We start from the raw sequence: 16,279 nt of genomic DNA, 5'->3' as shown, positions 1-16,279 counted from the left end.
GGCGGGCGCTATGACTCGAACATATGTTCTTACGCGCCGAAACGCAAGTCGCCCGCGTGCCGCACGAGCGGGTTCGCCCCGATCGAGTTGCGGATGCTGAAGGCCACGCTCCCCGCCCGGTAGCGGTCGTCCGAGCACTCCACCGCCCTGCCCTCGTGCGTGGTCGTCACCCGGCGCTGGCGCAGCAGCGGGCTGCCCCGTCTGACCCCGAGCAGGCGCGCGTCCCGCGTGCTCGCGGGCACCGCGTCGATGAGGTGCTCGCCGTAGGCGAACACCAGCCCCGCCGACTCGTACAGCGCCTCGGTCACGGACCCGCAGCCGGGCGGCAGCCTCTCGACGGCGCCGGCGATCCACTCCGCGTACGCGGTCCGCTCCAGCAGCACCGGCTCGTCCTCCAGGGTGCGCAGCCGCAGCACGTCGAGCACCTCGCCGGAGCCGAGCCTGGCCGCCTCGGCCGGGGTGGGCGGGCGGCGGCGCTGGGCGATCACCTGGCCGCCGTACCGGTAGCCGTTGGCCCGCGCCCACTCGGCGAAGCTGTGCAGCTCGGCGAAGCTCTGGCTGCGCGCGGTGCCGAGCACGATGCGCCTGGCCCCCTGCCGCGACCCGACCAGGCCCTCGGCGGCCAGCACGGCGACCGCCTGCCGGACCGTCCCCCTGGCGGCGCCGTGGCGGGCGGCCAGCTCCGACTCGGACGGGAGCTGCGAGCCCACCGGGTGCACGCCCGAGAGGATCTCGCCCCGCAGCTCATCGGCGATCAGTTCATAGCGCGCAACCATTACCGACCACCCCAGTTCACGAAAGAGCAACGTATATGCGACTTACTGGTGCTCGCTTGTTTGTACAAGTTCCCCTACATTCCTCCCACACCCCCGGAGTGGAGGCCACGTGTTCACACCTCGCGCTCGTGCGGCAGGCGTCATCGCCGCCCTTACGGTAGTCACCGCGGCGTGCGGCGCCGCGCCAGGAACCCAGACGTCGACGGCCGCCGAAGGCGGGGTGGACGCGCGCACCGCAACCTCGGCGGCCGACTTCGGCGGCTTCGACAAGCTCGTCGAGGCCGCCAAGAAGGAAGGCGACCTGCACGTCATCGCCCTGCCGCCGGACTGGGCCAACTACGGCGAGATCATCAAGACCTTCGAGGCCAAGTACGGCATCAAGATCGAGAGCGAGGACCCGGACGCCGCCAGCGCGGACGAGATCAACGCGGTCAAGACCCGCAAGGGCCAGGACCGCGCCCCCGACGTGCTCGACCTGGGCCAGTCCTTCGCGATCAGCGGCGCCGCCGAGGGACTGTTCGCCCCGTACAAGGTGCAGACCTTCGACAAGATCCCCGAGGGCCAGAAGGAGCCCACCGGCCTCTGGGTGAACGACTACGGCGGCTACATCTCCATCGGCTGCGACGCCAAGAAGATCACCACCTGCCCGAAGAGCTTCGCCGACCTGCTCAAGCCCGAGTACAAGGGCAAGGTGGCGCTCAACGGCAACCCCACCAAGTCCGGCTCGGCCTTCGCCGGCGTGTACGCCGCCTCGATCGCCAACGGCGGCTCGTTCGACGACATCCAGCCCGGCATCGACTTCTTCAAGAAGCTGAAGGACGCGGGCAACTTCAACCCGGTCGAGACCACCCCCGCCACGATCGAGAAGGGCGAGACCCAGATCAGCATCGACTGGGACTACAACAACGCCGCCTACGCCCCGCAGATGGCGGCCAAGGGCCTCGACTGGCAGGTCAACGTGCCCTCCGACGGCCAGTACTTCCAGATGTACGCCCAGGCGATCAACAAGGACGCCCCGCACCCGGCGGCGGCCCGCCTGTGGCAGGAGTTCCTCTACAGTCCCGAAGGCCAGAACCTCTACCTGAAGGGCTTCGCCCGCCCGGTCCTCATGCCCGCCATGCAGGCCGACGGCAGCATCGACAAGGCGGCGGCCGAGGCGCTGCCGGCCGTCGAGGGCGAGCCGGCGTTCCCGACCACGGAGCAGGTCGACGCGGCCAAGAACAAGCTGGCGAGCGGCTGGGACGCCGCGATCTCCGGATGAGACGGTCCCCGGGGTGGCTCGGCACGCTGCCCCTGCTCGCCTTCTACGCGTTCGTGTTCGGCATCCCGCTGGCCGCGTTGCTGGCGGGGGCCTTCACCTCGCGCGGCGAACCGACGCTGGCCAACGTGCGGCAGAGCCTGGAAGGCGGCAACCTGACCGCCATGGCCGGGAGCGTGCAGGTCTCGGCCGTGGTGGCGCTGTCGGGGGCCGTGCTCGGCACGTTCCTCGCCTACGCGGTGGTCACCTCCCGGTCCACCGCGCTGCGCAACGCGGTGCTGACCGCCTCCGGCGTGCTGGCCAACTTCGGCGGCGTCCCGCTGGCCTTCTTCTGGGTGGCCACGCTGGGCAACTCCGGCGTGGTGAGCGGGCTGCTGGGGCTGCCGTCGGGGTCGCTGTACTCGTTCTGGGGCCTGGTGATCGTCTACCTGTACTTCAGCGTGCCGCTGATGGTGCTGGTGATGGCGCCGGCCCTGGACGGGCTGCGGCCGCAGTGGCGGGAGGCGGCGGCCAACAACGGCGCCACCGCCTGGCACTACTGGCGCTACGTCGGCCTGCCCGTGCTGACGCCCGCCCTGCTCGGCGGGGTGGTGCTGCTGTTCGGCTCGGCCTTCGCCGCCTACGCCACGGCGGCGGCCATGGGCGCGGGCACGGTCGTGCCGCTGGTCACCCTCAAGATCGCCAACGCGCTCACCAGCGACGTGCTGATCGGCCAGGAGAACGTGGCGCTCGCCCTGAGCCTGGACATGATCGTGATCGCGGGTCTGGTCATGCTGATCTACCTGCCGCTGCAGAGGAGGACCACCCGATGGCTGCAGTGACGGGCCTGGAGCAGCCCCTCGTCACCGCCCCCGCCCGGCCGGCCCGCCCGCGCGCCTGGCGGGCCGCCGTGTTCGTGATCGCCGGGCTGTACTTCCTGGTGCCGCTCGGGGCGTCGCTCTGGTACACGATCTACACGCCCACCACCGGACTGTCCTTCGAGCCCTACGCCGAGCTGCTGACGGCGGAGGGCTTCGCGTCCAGCCTGTCGCTGTCGCTGGCGCTCGCCCTGGCCACGATCGCGCTGGTGCTGCTGCTGACGCTGCCCGCGATGCTGGCCGTCCGGCTGTTCGCGCCGGGGCTGCGGCCCCTGATGGAGGTGCTCTGCACGCTCCCGCTCGTGGTGCCGCCGATCACGTACGTGGCCGGGCTGAGCACCTCGCTGCGGGTCGGCGCCGACGTGCTCGCGCCCACCCCGTTCTGGGCCACGCTCATCGCCGTCCAGGACCCGGGCTTCCCTGTCGTGCTCGTGCTCGCGTACGTGGTCCTCGTCCTGCCGTTCGTCTACCGCTCGCTGGACGCGGGGCTGCGCACCATGGACGTGCGGACGCTGGTGGAGGCCGCGCGCAGCCTCGGCGCGTCGTGGCCGCACGTGATGTTCCGCGTGATCATCCCCAACCTGCGCTCGGCCCTGGCCAGCGCCTCGTTCCTCACGCTCGCCCTGGTGTTCGGCGAGTTCACCGTGTCCAGGCTGCTCGGCTACCAGCCGTTCGCGGTGTGGATCGTGACGATCTCCGGCTCGCGCGGTCAGGTGTCGGTCGCGGTCTCGATCCTCAGCCTGCTGCTCATCTGGCTGCTGCTGCTGGCGGTCTCCACCGCTTTCGGGAGGGAGAAGAAGTGACGTCCAAGGTGGAGTTCCGCGGCCTGCGCCGGGTCTTCGGCAAGACGGTGGCGCTGGACGGCCTCGACCTGACCATCGAGCCCGGCCAGTTCGTCGCCCTGCTCGGCCCGTCGGGCTGCGGCAAGACGACGGCGCTGCGCTGCGTGGCCGGGTTCGAGCGTCCCGACTCCGGTGCCGTGCTGGTCGACGGCAAGGACATCACCGACGTGCCCGCCAACAAGCGCGACGCCGGCATGGTGTTCCAGTCGTACTCGCTGTTCCCCAACCTGAACGCGCGCGACAACGTCGCCTTCGGCCTGCGCGTGCGCGGGGTGCCGACCGCGACCCGGCGGGCCAAGGCGGACGAGCTGCTGGAGCTGGTCGGCCTGCCCGGGCACGCCGACCGCTACCCGCACCAGCTCTCCGGCGGCCAGCAACAGCGCGTCGCGCTGGCCCGCGCGCTCGCCCTGGAGCCGCGCGTGCTGCTGCTCGACGAGCCGCTGTCCGCGCTCGACGCCAAGGTACGGGTCGCGCTGCGCGAGGAGATCCGCCGGCTCCAACTCGGTCTGGGCATCACCACGATCTTCGTCACGCACGACCAGGAGGAGGCGCTGTCGATCGCGGACCGGGTCGCGGTGCTCCGCGACGGCCGCCTGGAGCAGGCCGGTCCGCCCGCCGAGGTCTACGACCGGCCCGCCACCCCGTTCGTCGCCGAGTTCGTCGGCACCATGAACCACCTGCCCGGCCGGCTCGCCGGCGACGGCAAGGTGACGGTCCTCGGCCAGACGCTGCCCGTCGACGGCACCGCCCCCACCGGCCCCGACGTCACCGTCCTCATCCGCCCGGAAGCCATCCAGGTGACCCTCGCCGACACCACTCCCCCTCCCGCCGTCGGCGCCGGGTCCGGTCTGGGCGAGGTGGTGACGGCGTCGTTCCGCGGCGCGTCCGTCCGTCTCCGCCTGCTGATGGACGGTCACGAGGTGCTCGCCGACGTGCCCGGCCACGAGGCGGCGCGGCTCGCCCCCGGCACCCGCGTCGCGATCCGCCTCGTAGAGCGTCCCGTCCTGGTGGCCGCGCGCGCCGCCCCCGTGCCCGATGCCGTCTGAGGTGCCCGCGGCCGTCCTGTTCGACCTGGACGGCACCCTCGTGGACACCGAGCCCCACTGGTGGCGGGCCACCGCGACGGTGGCCCGCGGCCTGGGCGTCGACCTGGGCCCGGACGACGAGCCGGACGTGCTCGGCCGCACGGTCGAGCACACGGCCGCCCACCTGCTCTCCCGCGCCCCCCGCGACCACGACGCCGGGGACACCGGCGACGCCCTCACCCGCGCGTTCGCCGGCGAGCTGGCGCACAGCTTCGACGTCATGCCCGGCGCCACTCCCCTGCTGCGGGAGCTGACCGCCGCCCGCATCCCCACCGCCCTGGTGACCGCCTCGCCCCGCAGCATCGCCGCCCTGGTGCTCCCCCGCCTCGGTCACCGCTTCGACGAGGTGGTGGCCGCGGAGGACACCCGCCGCGGCAAGCCCCACCCGGACCCGTACCTCGAAGCCGCCCGCCGCCTCGGCGCCCATCCCTCCCGCTGCGTCGCCCTGGAGGACAGCCCGGCCGGCGTCACGGCCGCCAGCACCGCCGGCTGCCACGTCGTGGTCGTCACCCGTACAGGTCTCCCGACGCTCCGCGAGATCCGGTCGATCGCGTGAAGATCAGTCGACCGCCAGCCGTACCCCGAAGCCGACGATCACCACGCCCGTGACCCGGTCGAGCAGGCGGCGCACGGACGGCGAGCGCAGCACGCCGCTCATCACCCCGGCGAAGACGATCAGGCCCGCGCTCCACACCAGCCCCTCGGCCACGTGCACGCCCGCCAGCAGCAGCCCCACCGCCGCGTGCGGCGCGTCCGGCGGGATGAACTGCGGCAGCATCGCCACGTAGAAGGCGCCGACCTTCGGGTTGAGCAGGTTCGTCACCAGCCCGCGCCGGAAGCCGGTGCGGAAGCGGACCTCTCGCGCGTCCGGCTCGTCCACGTGCGCGTCCTTCTTGACCAGCAGCATGCGCAGCCCCATCCACACCAGGTAGGCGGCCCCGGCGTAGCGGAGGACGTCGTAGGCGAGCTGCGAGGCGGCCAGCAGCGTGGCCAGGCCGGCCGCCGTCAGCAGGCCCCAGACGAGCGTGCCGAGCTGGATGCCCAGCGTCACCCCCCACGCGGGGCGCTTCCCGGACAACAGGGACGTACGGAGGATGAGCGCGGTGTCCAGTCCCGGCGTGATCGTCAATAACGCGACGACGGCGGCGAACGAGACGACCGAAGTGGTCAGGTCCATGCCGTCGAGCGTAGTCGTCACGGGATCAGCAGCAGCTTGCCCGTCGTCCGCCGCGAGGCCAGGTCCTCCTGCGCCTTGGCCACGTCAGCCAGCGGGTAGCGGTGCGACACGTTGACGCGCACCCGGCCCGAGCCGATCCACTCGAACAGGTCGGCCGCCCGCCACAGCAGCTCGTCACGCTCGGCCGTGTAGTCGGCCAGCGTCGGCCTGGTGAGGAAGAGCGACCCGGCCCGGTTGAGCCGCTGCGGGTCCACCGGCGGCACCGGACCGCTCGCGGCCCCGTACAGGACCATGAGCCCGCGCCGGCGCAGCGCCTCCAGCCCGCCGTCGAACGTGGTCGCGCCCACGCCGTCGTAGACCACGTCCACCTTGCCGCGCAGCCTCTCCGCGAAGTCCTGGTAGGTCAGCACGTCGTCGGCGCCCGCCTCCCTGGCCAGCTTCTCCTTCGCCGGGGTGGAGGCGGTCCCGTAGACGGTCGCCCCGAGCATCTTGCACACCTGGACGAGCAGTTGCCCCATGCCGCCCGCGGCGGCGTGCACGAGCACCGTGTCGCCTTCCTGCACCCGGTAGGTGGAGTGGGTGAGGTAGTGGGCGGTCATGCCCTGCAGCATCACGGCGGCGGCCACGTCCGGCGCGACGCTCTCGGGCACCGGCACCACCAGGCGGGCGGGCACCACGGCCTTCTCGGCGTAGCTGCCGAGCGCCATCGCCCACGCGACCGTCTCGCCGACGACCACGCCCTCGACGCCGGGCCCGACCGCGGACACCACGCCCGCGCCCTCGGACCCGATCGTGCAGGGCAGTTGCAGCGGGTAGGCGCCGGAGCGATGGTAGATGTCGATGAAGTTGACGCCGCTCGCGGCGACGTCGACCACCACCTCGCCGTCACCCGGCTCCGGGTCGGGCCGCTCGACGTACTCCAGGACTTCGGGGCCGCCCTGGGCGGCCAGCACGATTGCACGCATGCCCCTAGTCAACTACGAACCGTCCGGCGAGCCGGTCCGGCATGACCCTGGCGAGTCCGCCGGACTCCATCGCCACCCAGATCGCGCCGTCGGGTCCGGTGGCCAGGCCGTGCGGCTCCGACCCGGGCAGCTCGAACTCACTGATCGCGCCGTCGACCGTGATGCGGCCGAGCCGGTTCGCCGCCCACTCGGTGAACCAGAGCGCGCCGTCCGGCCCGGTGACGATCGCGTGCGGCCGGCAGGCGCGGTCGGGCAGCGGGTGCTCGGTGACCTTTCCGGCCGGATCGACGCGGCCGACCTGGCCCGCGCCGATCTCCGCGAACCAGAGCGCGCCGTCGGGCCCCGCCGTGATGTGCACCGGCGCCGCGCCCTCGGTGGGCAGCGGATGGACGGTCACCTCACCGCCCGGCGTGATCCGGCCGACGGCCCCGGCCTGGTTGAGCGTGAACCAGAGCGCCCCGTCGGCCCCGGCCGCGATGCCCGACGGCATCCCGCCCTCGACCGGCACCGCGAACTCGTCCCGCTCCCCGCCGGCGCCGATGCGGCCGATCTTGTCGGAGCGCATGCACGTGTACCACATCGCGCCGTCGGGACCGGCCGCCATTCCGTACGGAGCCTCGGCCTCGTACGAGGTCACCTCGAACTCCGGGGTGATCCGGCCGACCCGGTCGCCCTGGTACTCGGTGAACCACATCGCCCCGTCGGCCCCCGGCGCGATCACCGTCGGCCCGCCGCCGGCCGGGTCGAGCCGGTGGAAGCTCGGCTCCTCGCCGGGGACCAGCCGCCCGACCATCCCCTGGTGCACCAGCGTGAACCAGACCGCCCCGTCAGCGCCGGTCGCGACCCCGTACGGGGCTCCTTCGGAAATTTTGATCAACATGAGGGTCCCCCCGTGGGTTCCGAGCCGCGACGCTCCAATCGCAACCTGTGTTGCTTTAGTGTGGCATTGGTTCTAGAATAAACGCAACGCCAGTTGCCTTAGGAGTGGCCGTGGAGCCCAGTAAGCGACCCGGCGGGCGCAGCGCCCGCGTCCGCGACGCCGTACGGCAGGCGACCCTCGCCGAGCTGGCCGGGAAGGGGTTCCGGGGGCTCACCGTGGACAACGTCGCCGAACGGTCGGGCGTCCACAAGACCACCGTCTACCGGCGGTGGGGCAGCGTCGAAGGGCTGATCTCCGACGCGCTGGAGCTGGCCCGCGACGAGCCCTGGCCCGTCCCCGACACCGGCGCCGTCGAGAGCGACCTGCGCGGGGTGGCCAGGCTCGTGCAGAGCGGGTTCGCCGATCCGGAGCTGGGCCCGGTGTCGTCGGCGTTCGTGGCGGCGGCCATGCAGAGCCCGGAGGCGGCCCTGGCGCTGCACGACTTCTTCCAGGCCCGCCACGAGCAGTCGGCCCAGGTGGTGCGCCGCGCCGTCGACCGCGGCGAGCTGCCCGCAGCGGTCGACGCCCACGAGGTGATCAGGGCCGCGGTGGCGCCGATCTACTACCGTCTCTTCGTCACCCATGAGCCGGCCACGGCGGCGGACGCGGACCGGGCGGCCGACGCCGCCCTGGCCGCCGCCCGGGCCGGCATCCTCTGACCCGTCGCCCGCTACCGGAAGGCGGCGGCGTTGCGCCTGGCCCACTCGGCGAACGTGCGGGGCGCCCGGCCGAGGAGCCGCTCGACGTCGGGGCTGACGCGCCGCTCGGCCGGGGTGGGCTTGCCGATGATGGACAGGGTGGTCTCGACCACGGGCTCGGGCATGAACCGCAGCATCTGCGCGCGGGCCTCCTCGCGGGTCTGCTCGGTGAACCGGATCGGCTCGCCGATCGCCTCCCCGATCGCCTCGGCCCGTTGCCGCGGCGTGGTGAGGGCGGGTCCGGTCAGCTCGTAGACCTGGCCCGCGTGACCGTCCTCGCGCAGGGCCACGGCCGCGACCTCGGCGATGTCGTCCGGATCGATGAACGGCAGGCCGACGTCCCCGAACGGCGCGGCGACGGCGCGCCGGGCGCGGACCGACTCGGCCCAGGCGTAGGCGTTGGAGTCGAAGCCGCCGGGCCGCAGGATCGTCCAGTCCATGCCCGATCTCCGGACGGCGTCCTCGATGGACCGCGCCGTGCTCCCGTGGGAGGACGAGCCGGGGCGGGTCGCGACTCCCTGGGAGGACAGCAGCACGACCCGCCCGGCTCCAGCGGATCTGGCGTCGTCGAGGACGCGTCCGATGACGCCGCCCGGGCTGTCGGCGGCCGCCACGAAGTCGCCGGAGATCAGCAGGAACAACGCGCCGGCGCCGGCGAGAGCGGGCCGGAGACCGGCAGGGTCGGCGAGGTCGGCGGCGAGCACGCGCACTCCTCTGGGCACGTCGGACTCGGTGATCTTCCGCGACACGGCCGTCACCGGCTCGCCCGCCTCTGTCAGCAGCCGCACCAGCGTCCGGCCGACGTTTCCGGTGGCTCCCGTCACCACGATCATGAGAATCTCCCGTTAGTTAGTTGGCTGACTAACAGCGACCCTAGCACGGCCCGTCTATAGTCAGTCGGGTGACTGACTCAAAGGCGCGAGCGCGAGGAGCCGACAAACGGCGGCGCCTGATGACCGCGACCGCCCGGGTCCTGCACCAGCAGGGCGTGGAGCGCACCACCATCGCCGACATCGCGCACGCCGCCGAGGTCCCCGTAGGAAACGTCTACTACTACTTCAAGACCAAGGACGAGCTGGTCCGGGCCGCCCTGTCCGAGCACGCCGACCACCTCGCCCGGCTCACCGCTGAGCTCGACCGGCTGCCCGACCCCCTCGAACGTCTCAAGGCCCTGGTCGCCGGGTGGATCAGCCAGCGCGACATCGCGGCCCGGTACGGCTGCCCCACCGGCACCCTCGCCGTCGAGCTGGACAAACGCGCCGAGGGAGGCATGGACCTGGAGGCGGGCAAGGTCATCCGGTCGCTTCTGGACTGGGTGGAACGCCAGTTCCGCGAACAAGGGCTGCCCCACCCGGACGACCTCGCGCTCACCTTCGTCGGCGCCTACCAGGGCATGTCCCTGCTGGCCAACGCCCTGCGCGACCCGGAGGTCATGACCAGGGAGGGAAACCGCCTCATCCGCTGGCTCGATGCCCTGCCCGAGCGCGGACAGCGTGGCGGCTCGGACCCATGTTGCAGATGAGTATCTGTTCTCTTCCTTCCGGGCCGATTCCTGATCCGGTTGCCGAAAATGACGGCAGAGGTCATGGGGAGGGGCGGTGGCGGACCGCGGGGATGCTCGACGCTCGACAGCCACGAGACTGGCGGTATGGGCACGGCGACACCTGACGATCTGGATCACCGTCGCGACCACCACCCAGGCCGCGCTTCTCGCCATCACCACCATGCTGATGCAGCTGCCCGGTCAGTCCGACTCGGTGATCACCGCTTGCATCGGGATCGTGCTCCTCCTCGCCGCCCTTTCCGTCGTTCTCCCCCTGATCGGGGCGCGCGCCGAGCGGAAGGCCCGGACGGCGGAGGAACTCGACGACAAGCGGCGGTACGTCACCACCCGGGTCCTGCGAGGAAGCGCCGGCGAGCTTCCCCGGCTCGGTCAGCTCTCGGCCACCGATTTCGGAGTCACTCCCACCCAGTACACCACCAGCGGGCGCGACCCCTATGTCCCCCGCGAGCCTGACGACACGCAGATCCGTGACGCCCTCAGCGCGCCCGGCCCGCCCTATCCGTTCGTGCTGGTGTGGGGGAACACCAAGGCGGGCAAGTCCCGTATCACCGCCGAAGCCATCCGGGCGGTGTTCCCCGAAGACACCGTCGTCTTGCTGCCTGCCAGCGGAGCCGCTCTCGCGGAACTCGCTCTCTCCGAAGACGCTCTCCCCTCCGGTGAGGGGCCGGCCGTGGTCCACCTCGACGACATCACCGTCGCCGACCTCGAAGTCCTGACGCCTGCCGTGCTGGACGCGGTCGCCCGCCAGGCCGTACTGGTCGCGACCATGACCGCCGGAAGGCGCGGTCAGATCCTCAAGTCGGGTACCGACAGCACGCGCGTCGCCCGAACGGCGTTGAGCCGCGCGCACCGCGACGGCCAAGGCCACGAACTGGTCTTCCGCCCGCCCACCGACGCCGAGCGTGAGCAAGCCGAAGCCCTCTACCCTGGGGAGACCTTCCGAGGCAGCATCGCCGAGACGCTCGTCGGCGCGATCGAGCTCTTCGCCAAGTACAAGGCCGGGCCCGATGACGATCCGGCCGGCTGCGCCATCGTCCAAGCAGCGGTCGACTGCCGCCGTGCGGGACTCACCCGTCCTGTCACCGACGCTGAGCTCTCGCGGCTGTTCGCTCTCTATCTACCAGCGATACGGGCAGGCGTGCCCGCCACTCCGGACACCTTCCAGCAGGGCCTCCGCACCTGGGCGGCCGTCCCCGTCTCCTCCCAGGTCGCTCTGCTCACCGCGGACACCGGCGACGGTGAGTCAGGGTGGAAGGCTCTTGACCACATCGTGTCCGCCGACGAAGGAGCCCGGCCCATCCACCCGGGCCTCTGGCCCGAGCTCATCTCGATCGTCAACCCGTCCGATGCGCGCGCGATCATGTACGGAGCCGAGAACCGCGGGGAGCGAGAGCACGCCATCGCGGCAGGGCGCAAGGCGGCTACCTCACCTCACCGTGAAGAGGCGGCCGTCTCCGCGGGCTATCTGGGCATTCTGCTCGCTGAGCAGGGAGAGGTGGAAGCCTCCGCGGACGCCTTCCGGCAAGCGGCCCGCTCGCAGAACGCCGATCGTTCGTCCATGGCCACCCTTCAGCTGGGAATAGCGCCTTCCAAGCAGGGGAAGATCGAAGCCGCCACAGACGCCTTCCGCCAAGTGATCCGTTCGCGTAATCCCCACACCGCACCGCTCGCCGCACTCGTCTGCGGGAAAATGCTCGAAGAGCATGGAGATCTGGACGCCGCGCAAGACGCCTACTGGCAGGCGATCCGCTCCTACCACCCCGACCATGCGCCCAGGGCCGAACTGAACCTGGGGGCCCTGCTCGCCCATGCGGGGGAGCTGAGCGCCGCCGGCGAAGCCTTCCGGCGGGTGATCGCTTCGAACCATCCGGACAGCGCGCCTCATGCCGCCTTGAACCTGGGGATAGTGCTCGCCAGCCGAGGGGAGCTGGAAGCGGCCGAGCAAGCCTTCCGGCAGGCCATCGCCTCCGGCCACCCGCGGCACGCGCCGCCCGCGGCGCTCGGTCTGGACCAGGTTCTCGCCTTGCGGAGGGGAGAAGCCCCCTTCGAGGCCACCCCTGATGGAGGTTCAGAGGGCGACGAGGTTCCCCCGCCAGAGGGCGGGGTCCCCTCGACTTCAGGGTGAGGGATCAGGACCGGGAAACCGCGTCGGCCGTCCGGCGGGGGACTCTGCCCGCCGCCACCACACCGACCACGGCGATCGCCGCGGCGACGAAGAGCGCGGAACGCAGCCCGTCCACTGTGGCGGCACGCAGCGCCTCGCCGGTCAGGCCGGTGGTGTCACGCCAGGCCACGGCCACCAGCACGGCCAGGCCCGTGCTGCCGCCCGTCTGAAGGAAGGTGGAGGACAGCCCCGAGACCGCTCCCTGGTCATGCGGGGCCACGCCGGTCGTGGCGAGGATGAACATGGTGGTGAACGACAGCCCCGAGCCCAGCCCGAAGACGACGAGCCCGGCCAGCAGGCCGAGATAGGAGCCGTCGGCGGACAGGCTCCAGGCCAGCAGCGCCGTGCCGGCGGCGCCCACGAGCAGGCTGAGGGTCAGCGTGCCGCGCAGCCCGAGCCGGGGGATCAGGCGCTCGCCGATGATGTTGCCCGCCGTGATGCCCAGCGTCGGCCCGAGGAACGCCAGGCCCGACCGCATCGCGTCGTACCCGAGCACGTCCTGGAAGTGCAGGGTGAGGAAGTACGGGACGCACTGCAGGGCCATGCCGTAGACCAGGATGACCCCGGTGGCGGTGCGCGTGTGCGGGTTCGCCAGCAGGCGCGGCGGCAGCAGCGGGTTACGGCTGCGCGCCTCGATCGCGACGAACCCGGCGAGCAGCACGACGGCGGCGGCCAGGGACGCCATCACGCCGGGCGAGGTCCAGCCCCACTGGGCGCCGTGCGCGATGGCGAACACCAGCCCCGTGACACCGGCGGTGCCGGTGACCGCTCCGGGCAGGTCGAAGCCGCCCGGCCGTCGCGTACCGTCCGGGGTCAGCACGGCGAAGGCGGCCACGATCCCGGCGGCGGCCATCGGCACGTTCACGAAGAAGACCGCCTGCCAGCCGAACGTCGCCGTGAGCACGCCGCCGAGCAGCGCGCCGAGGCTCAGCCCGCTCGCGCCGCACACCGCCCACACCGTCATCGCCCGGTTGCGGGCCGGGCCCTCGTCGAACATGGTGACGACCAGCGAGAGCGTGGCCGGCAGCAGCACCGCCCCGCCCAGCCCCTGGAGCGCACGGGCGGCGATCAGCGGGCCGGGCCCCGTGGCCAGCCCGCCGAGCATGGACGCGACCCCGTACAGGAGCATGCCGAGCACGAACATCCGCCGTCTGCCCAGCAGGTCGGACAGCCGGCCGCCGAGCAACAGGAAGCCGCCGAACGGCACCGCGTACGCGCTCACCACCCATTGCAGTGCGTACGGGGAGAAACCGACATCCCGCGCGATGTGCGGGAGCGCGACGTAGACGACGGTGAAGTCCAGGGCGGTGATCATGCTGCCCAGGCCGAGGAGGACGAGGGGGAACGCGAATCTCATGCCGGTCAGCCTCGCCGCGGCCCCGGACGTCAGCCAGCCCCGTGTTCTGCGTACGCAAACTTTGCTTAGGCTGGCGACCTATGGAGCGTGATGTCGAGCTGAGCGAGTTCCTCAAGTCGCGGCGGGCGCGGCTGCGGCCGGACGAGGCGGGGCTGCCCTTCAAGACCAACGGCACCAGGCGGGTGACGGGGCTGCGCCGCGAGGAGCTGGCCCTGCTCGCCGGGGTGAGCGTCGCCCACTACACCCGGCTGGAGCAGGGCCGCAGCCAGAACGTCTCGGCCGAGGTCCTCGACTCGATCGCCGACGTGCTCCGGCTCACCGGTGACGAGCGGTCCTACCTGCACGCGCTCGCCCACCCGGCGCACCGGTGCCGCGACTTCCCGCAGCACCCGATCAGGCCGGGGCTGCAGCGACTGCTCGACTCCCTGGTCCTCACCCCGGCCCTCGTCCTCGGCCGGCACGCCGACGTGATCGCCTGGAACACCCTCGCCGCCGCGGTCTTCGCCGACCTCGCCGCGATCCCCGAGGAGCGGCGGACGCTCGGGCACCTGATCTTCCTGGACGACGACGTCAGGCGCATGCACGGCGACGGCTGGCACCGGCTCGCCCGGGAGCATGTGGCCCGGCTCCGCGTCCTGGCCGCCCGCTACCCCGAGAACCCGCGGGTCATGGCGCACGTGGACGCGGTCTGCAAGCGGAGCCCCGAGTTCCGCGCCCTGTGGACCGAGCACCACGTCGCCGCCGCCACCCACCGCGACTACGTCCTCGACCACCCCGTGGTGGGCGAACTCCGCCTGTCGGCCGAGCTGGTGTCCCTGCCGGGCGACCCCGAGATCCAGGGCCTCGACCTGTACGCCGCCGAACCCGGCTCCGCGTCGGAAGCCGGACTCCGCCACCTCGCCGCCACCACCACCCGCCTCCCCTCCTCCGGCCGTTGACGGGGTGACGGTCGCCTACGACTGGGCGGCGGTGCCGCGGAGTTCGAAGTCGTCGTAGGCCATCTTCAGCACCGACTTCTCGTCCTTCGGCGTGCGGGCGAACATGCCGACCGAGCCGTTGCCGATGCCGTTCGGGTCGTCGGCCGACACGACCTTCTTGCCGTTGACCCACAGGGTGAGCCGCACCGCCTTGCCGGTCTGCTCGCAGGCGGCCTCGATGCGGACCTTGCCCTTCAGCTCGCCGACCTGCGCCGGCTCCGCCATGGTGCCGCCGGAGCCGTTGTAGATGCGGCGGACGCGGGCGTTGCCTGCCGTGTCGAGACCGAACTCGTAGTAGGTGTCGTCGTCCGCCGCGTGGCAGTAGACGCCGTACTCGCCCGAGCCGGTCACCTGCTTGACCTCGGCGGTCACCGCGACCAGGACGGTCTCGGGGAGCATCGGCGTGGGGGTCGCCGACGGGTCGGGGGTGGCGGTCGGCGTCTTGGTCAGGAACGGGATGGCCGCCTCCGCCCAGCGCTCCTCGTAGTTCGGTTCCACGTCCAGCCCGTACGTGCCGTCGGTGCGGTAGCCGTAGCTGGAGCCCGAGGAGGGGTCGTACCTGCCGTTCCAGCCGCCGGACGTCTGGGTGAAATCCTCCCGGTAGAGCACCGACATCTCGGGCGGCCCGCCCGGCATCAGCGCCCACGCGACGACGCCTGCCGTCACCAGCAGCGCCGCCGCCGCGCTGGCGCCCGCGATGAGCTTGGCCCTGCCGGGGCCGCGTGGCGCGTACGAGGTCGCGGCGGTGACCGGCGTGGTCGCCTGCTGCCAGGCCACCTGGACGGTGTGCGCCACCTGTTCCGGCCCGGCGGCCCGGCCCACCAGGTGGTCGAGGAGCTGCTGCGCGGTCGGGCGCATGGCGGGGTTCTTGTGCAGCGCGGCCCGGACCAGCTCGCGCAGGCCCGGCTCGACCTCGTCCAGGCTCGGCTCGGTGTTGAGCACCTGGTAGACGATCGCGGGCAGGGTGTCGCCGGGGAACGGCGACCGCCCGCTCGCGGCGTACGCCACCAGGCAGCCCCACGAGAACACGTCGCAGGCCGGCGAAACCGGCTCGCCGCGCAGCACCTCGGGCGCCATGTATCGGGGCGTGCCGATCAGCTCCCCGGTGCCGGTGACGCCGCCCAGGGTGTCGAGCGCCCGCGCGATGCCGAAGTCGATCACCCGCGGCCCGACGGGCGACAGCAGCACGTTGGACGGTTTCAGGTCGCGGTGCACGACCCCGGCCCCGTGGATGGCGGTCAGCGCGGTCGCCACGCTCACGGCCAGCGCGTCGAGACTGGACCCGCGGAGCGGCCCGGACTGCCGCACCGCCTCCTCCAGGTTCGGCCCCGGAACGTACTCGGTGACCACGTAGAGCTGGTCGCCGTCGAGCGCGGCCTCCAGCACGGCCGCCGTGCAGAACCGCCGCACCCGCCGCGCGGCGTCCGCCTCCCTGCGGAAGCGCATGCGGAACTGCTCATGCTGGCTCAGCTCGGGGTTGATCACCTTGATGGCGACCTGCTGCCCGGAAGGGTCCTCGGCGAGATGGACCGTGCCCATCCCACCCCGGCCCAGCACACGCACCAGCCTGTAGCGCCCGATGTGGGAGGTTTCACCGCTCACGGCGCGTAAGCTTACCGACTTCGGCCCCGCCGTCGAAT

16 protein-coding genes are annotated in these 16,279 nt (G+C 72.1%); 9 read left to right on the top strand and 7 right to left on the bottom strand.

All coding sequences use genetic code 11. From position 1 onward, the window contains the following. Positions 1-29: 29 nt before the first annotated feature. The gene (locus FR742_RS05160) at positions 30-776 is read right to left on the bottom strand and encodes a GntR family transcriptional regulator (protein WP_148029862.1); all 747 of its coding nucleotides are present in this window, start codon (positions 774-776) and stop codon (positions 30-32) included. A gap of 109 nt (positions 777-885) precedes the next feature. Here FR742_RS05160 and FR742_RS05155 point away from each other — a divergent pair, with 109 nt between their 5' ends. The 5 genes from FR742_RS05155 to FR742_RS05135 are packed head-to-tail and all read left to right on the top strand — an operon-like array spanning position 886 to position 5,374. Continuing rightward, positions 886-2,037, top strand: coding sequence for an ABC transporter substrate-binding protein (locus FR742_RS05155; RefSeq protein ID WP_148029861.1), 1,152 nt, complete (start codon positions 886-888; stop codon positions 2,035-2,037). Next, positions 2,034-2,855, top strand: coding sequence for an ABC transporter permease subunit (locus FR742_RS05150; RefSeq protein WP_148029860.1), 822 nt, complete (start codon positions 2,034-2,036; stop codon positions 2,853-2,855). The genes FR742_RS05155 and FR742_RS05150 overlap by 4 nt, the downstream gene beginning before the upstream one ends. Further along, positions 2,843-3,694: an ABC transporter permease gene (locus FR742_RS05145; protein WP_148029859.1), complete on the top strand. Its 852-nt coding sequence runs from the start codon at positions 2,843-2,845 to the stop codon at positions 3,692-3,694. Before FR742_RS05150 ends, FR742_RS05145 begins: the two co-directional genes overlap by 13 nt. Then, entirely contained in the window at positions 3,691-4,779 is a 1,089-nt protein-coding gene (locus FR742_RS05140; RefSeq protein ID WP_222708841.1) for an ABC transporter ATP-binding protein, read from the top strand. Before FR742_RS05145 ends, FR742_RS05140 begins: the two co-directional genes overlap by 4 nt. A 1-nt stretch (position 4,780) precedes the next feature. Next, a complete protein-coding gene (locus FR742_RS05135; protein ID WP_222708840.1) occupies positions 4,781-5,374 on the top strand; it encodes an HAD family phosphatase in 594 nt (197 codons plus the stop codon). Between the two features lie 3 nt (positions 5,375-5,377). Here FR742_RS05135 and FR742_RS05130 read toward each other — a convergent pair whose 3' ends face one another. Genes FR742_RS05130 through FR742_RS05120 form a run of 3 tightly spaced genes read right to left on the bottom strand, consistent with a single transcriptional unit; the run spans position 5,378 to position 7,840 of the window. Beyond that, complete coding sequence (locus tag FR742_RS05130; RefSeq protein ID WP_148029857.1) at positions 5,378-5,995, bottom strand: LysE family translocator; 618 nt, start codon at positions 5,993-5,995, stop codon at positions 5,378-5,380. Positions 5,996-6,012: 17 nt separating this feature from the next. Continuing rightward, entirely contained in the window at positions 6,013-6,960 is a 948-nt protein-coding gene (locus FR742_RS05125) for a quinone oxidoreductase (protein ID WP_148029856.1), read from the bottom strand. A 4-nt stretch (positions 6,961-6,964) separates the two neighbouring features. Continuing rightward, on the bottom strand, positions 6,965-7,840 hold the full coding sequence (locus FR742_RS05120) for a virginiamycin B lyase (RefSeq protein ID WP_148029855.1): 876 nt from the start codon (positions 7,838-7,840) through the stop codon (positions 6,965-6,967). 110 nt (positions 7,841-7,950) lie between these two features. Between FR742_RS05120 and FR742_RS05115 the strand changes: the two genes are divergently transcribed. Continuing rightward, positions 7,951-8,538 (top strand): TetR/AcrR family transcriptional regulator, encoded by a 588-nt coding sequence (locus FR742_RS05115; RefSeq protein WP_148029854.1) that lies wholly within the window; start codon positions 7,951-7,953, stop codon positions 8,536-8,538. Positions 8,539-8,549: 11 nt separating this feature from the next. On the opposite strand, the gene FR742_RS05110 is transcribed toward FR742_RS05115, so the two are convergent. Then, a complete protein-coding gene (locus tag FR742_RS05110; protein ID WP_148029853.1) occupies positions 8,550-9,410 on the bottom strand; it encodes an NAD(P)H-binding protein in 861 nt (286 codons plus the stop codon). A 68-nt stretch (positions 9,411-9,478) separates the two neighbouring features. On the opposite strand from FR742_RS05110, the gene FR742_RS05105 reads away from it, so the two are divergent. Next, on the top strand, positions 9,479-10,099 hold the full coding sequence (locus FR742_RS05105) for a TetR/AcrR family transcriptional regulator (RefSeq protein ID WP_261808360.1): 621 nt from the start codon (positions 9,479-9,481) through the stop codon (positions 10,097-10,099). Positions 10,100-10,175: 76 nt separating this feature from the next. Next, on the top strand, positions 10,176-12,266 hold the full coding sequence (locus tag FR742_RS05100; protein WP_148029852.1) for a tetratricopeptide repeat protein: 2,091 nt from the start codon (positions 10,176-10,178) through the stop codon (positions 12,264-12,266). Between the two features lie 4 nt (positions 12,267-12,270). Here the strand turns inward: FR742_RS05100 and FR742_RS05095 are convergent, their stop codons facing one another. Next, entirely contained in the window at positions 12,271-13,662 is a 1,392-nt protein-coding gene (locus tag FR742_RS05095; protein ID WP_148029851.1) for an MFS transporter, read from the bottom strand. Between the two features lie 80 nt (positions 13,663-13,742). On the opposite strand from FR742_RS05095, the gene FR742_RS05090 reads away from it, so the two are divergent. Further along, entirely contained in the window at positions 13,743-14,600 is an 858-nt protein-coding gene (locus tag FR742_RS05090) for a helix-turn-helix domain-containing protein (protein WP_148029850.1), read from the top strand. 15 nt (positions 14,601-14,615) lie between these two features. Here FR742_RS05090 and FR742_RS05085 read toward each other — a convergent pair whose 3' ends face one another. Continuing rightward, a complete protein-coding gene (locus FR742_RS05085) occupies positions 14,616-16,241 on the bottom strand; it encodes a serine/threonine-protein kinase (RefSeq protein ID WP_261808359.1) in 1,626 nt (541 codons plus the stop codon). Between the last annotated feature and the right edge of the window lie 38 nt (positions 16,242-16,279).

The organism is Nonomuraea sp. C10 (assembly GCF_008017515.1).
In the GTDB taxonomy this organism is placed as follows: Bacteria; Actinomycetota; Actinomycetes; order Streptosporangiales; family Streptosporangiaceae; genus Nonomuraea; species Nonomuraea ferruginea.
This window is presented reverse-complemented; position numbering and strand designations above follow the sequence as displayed.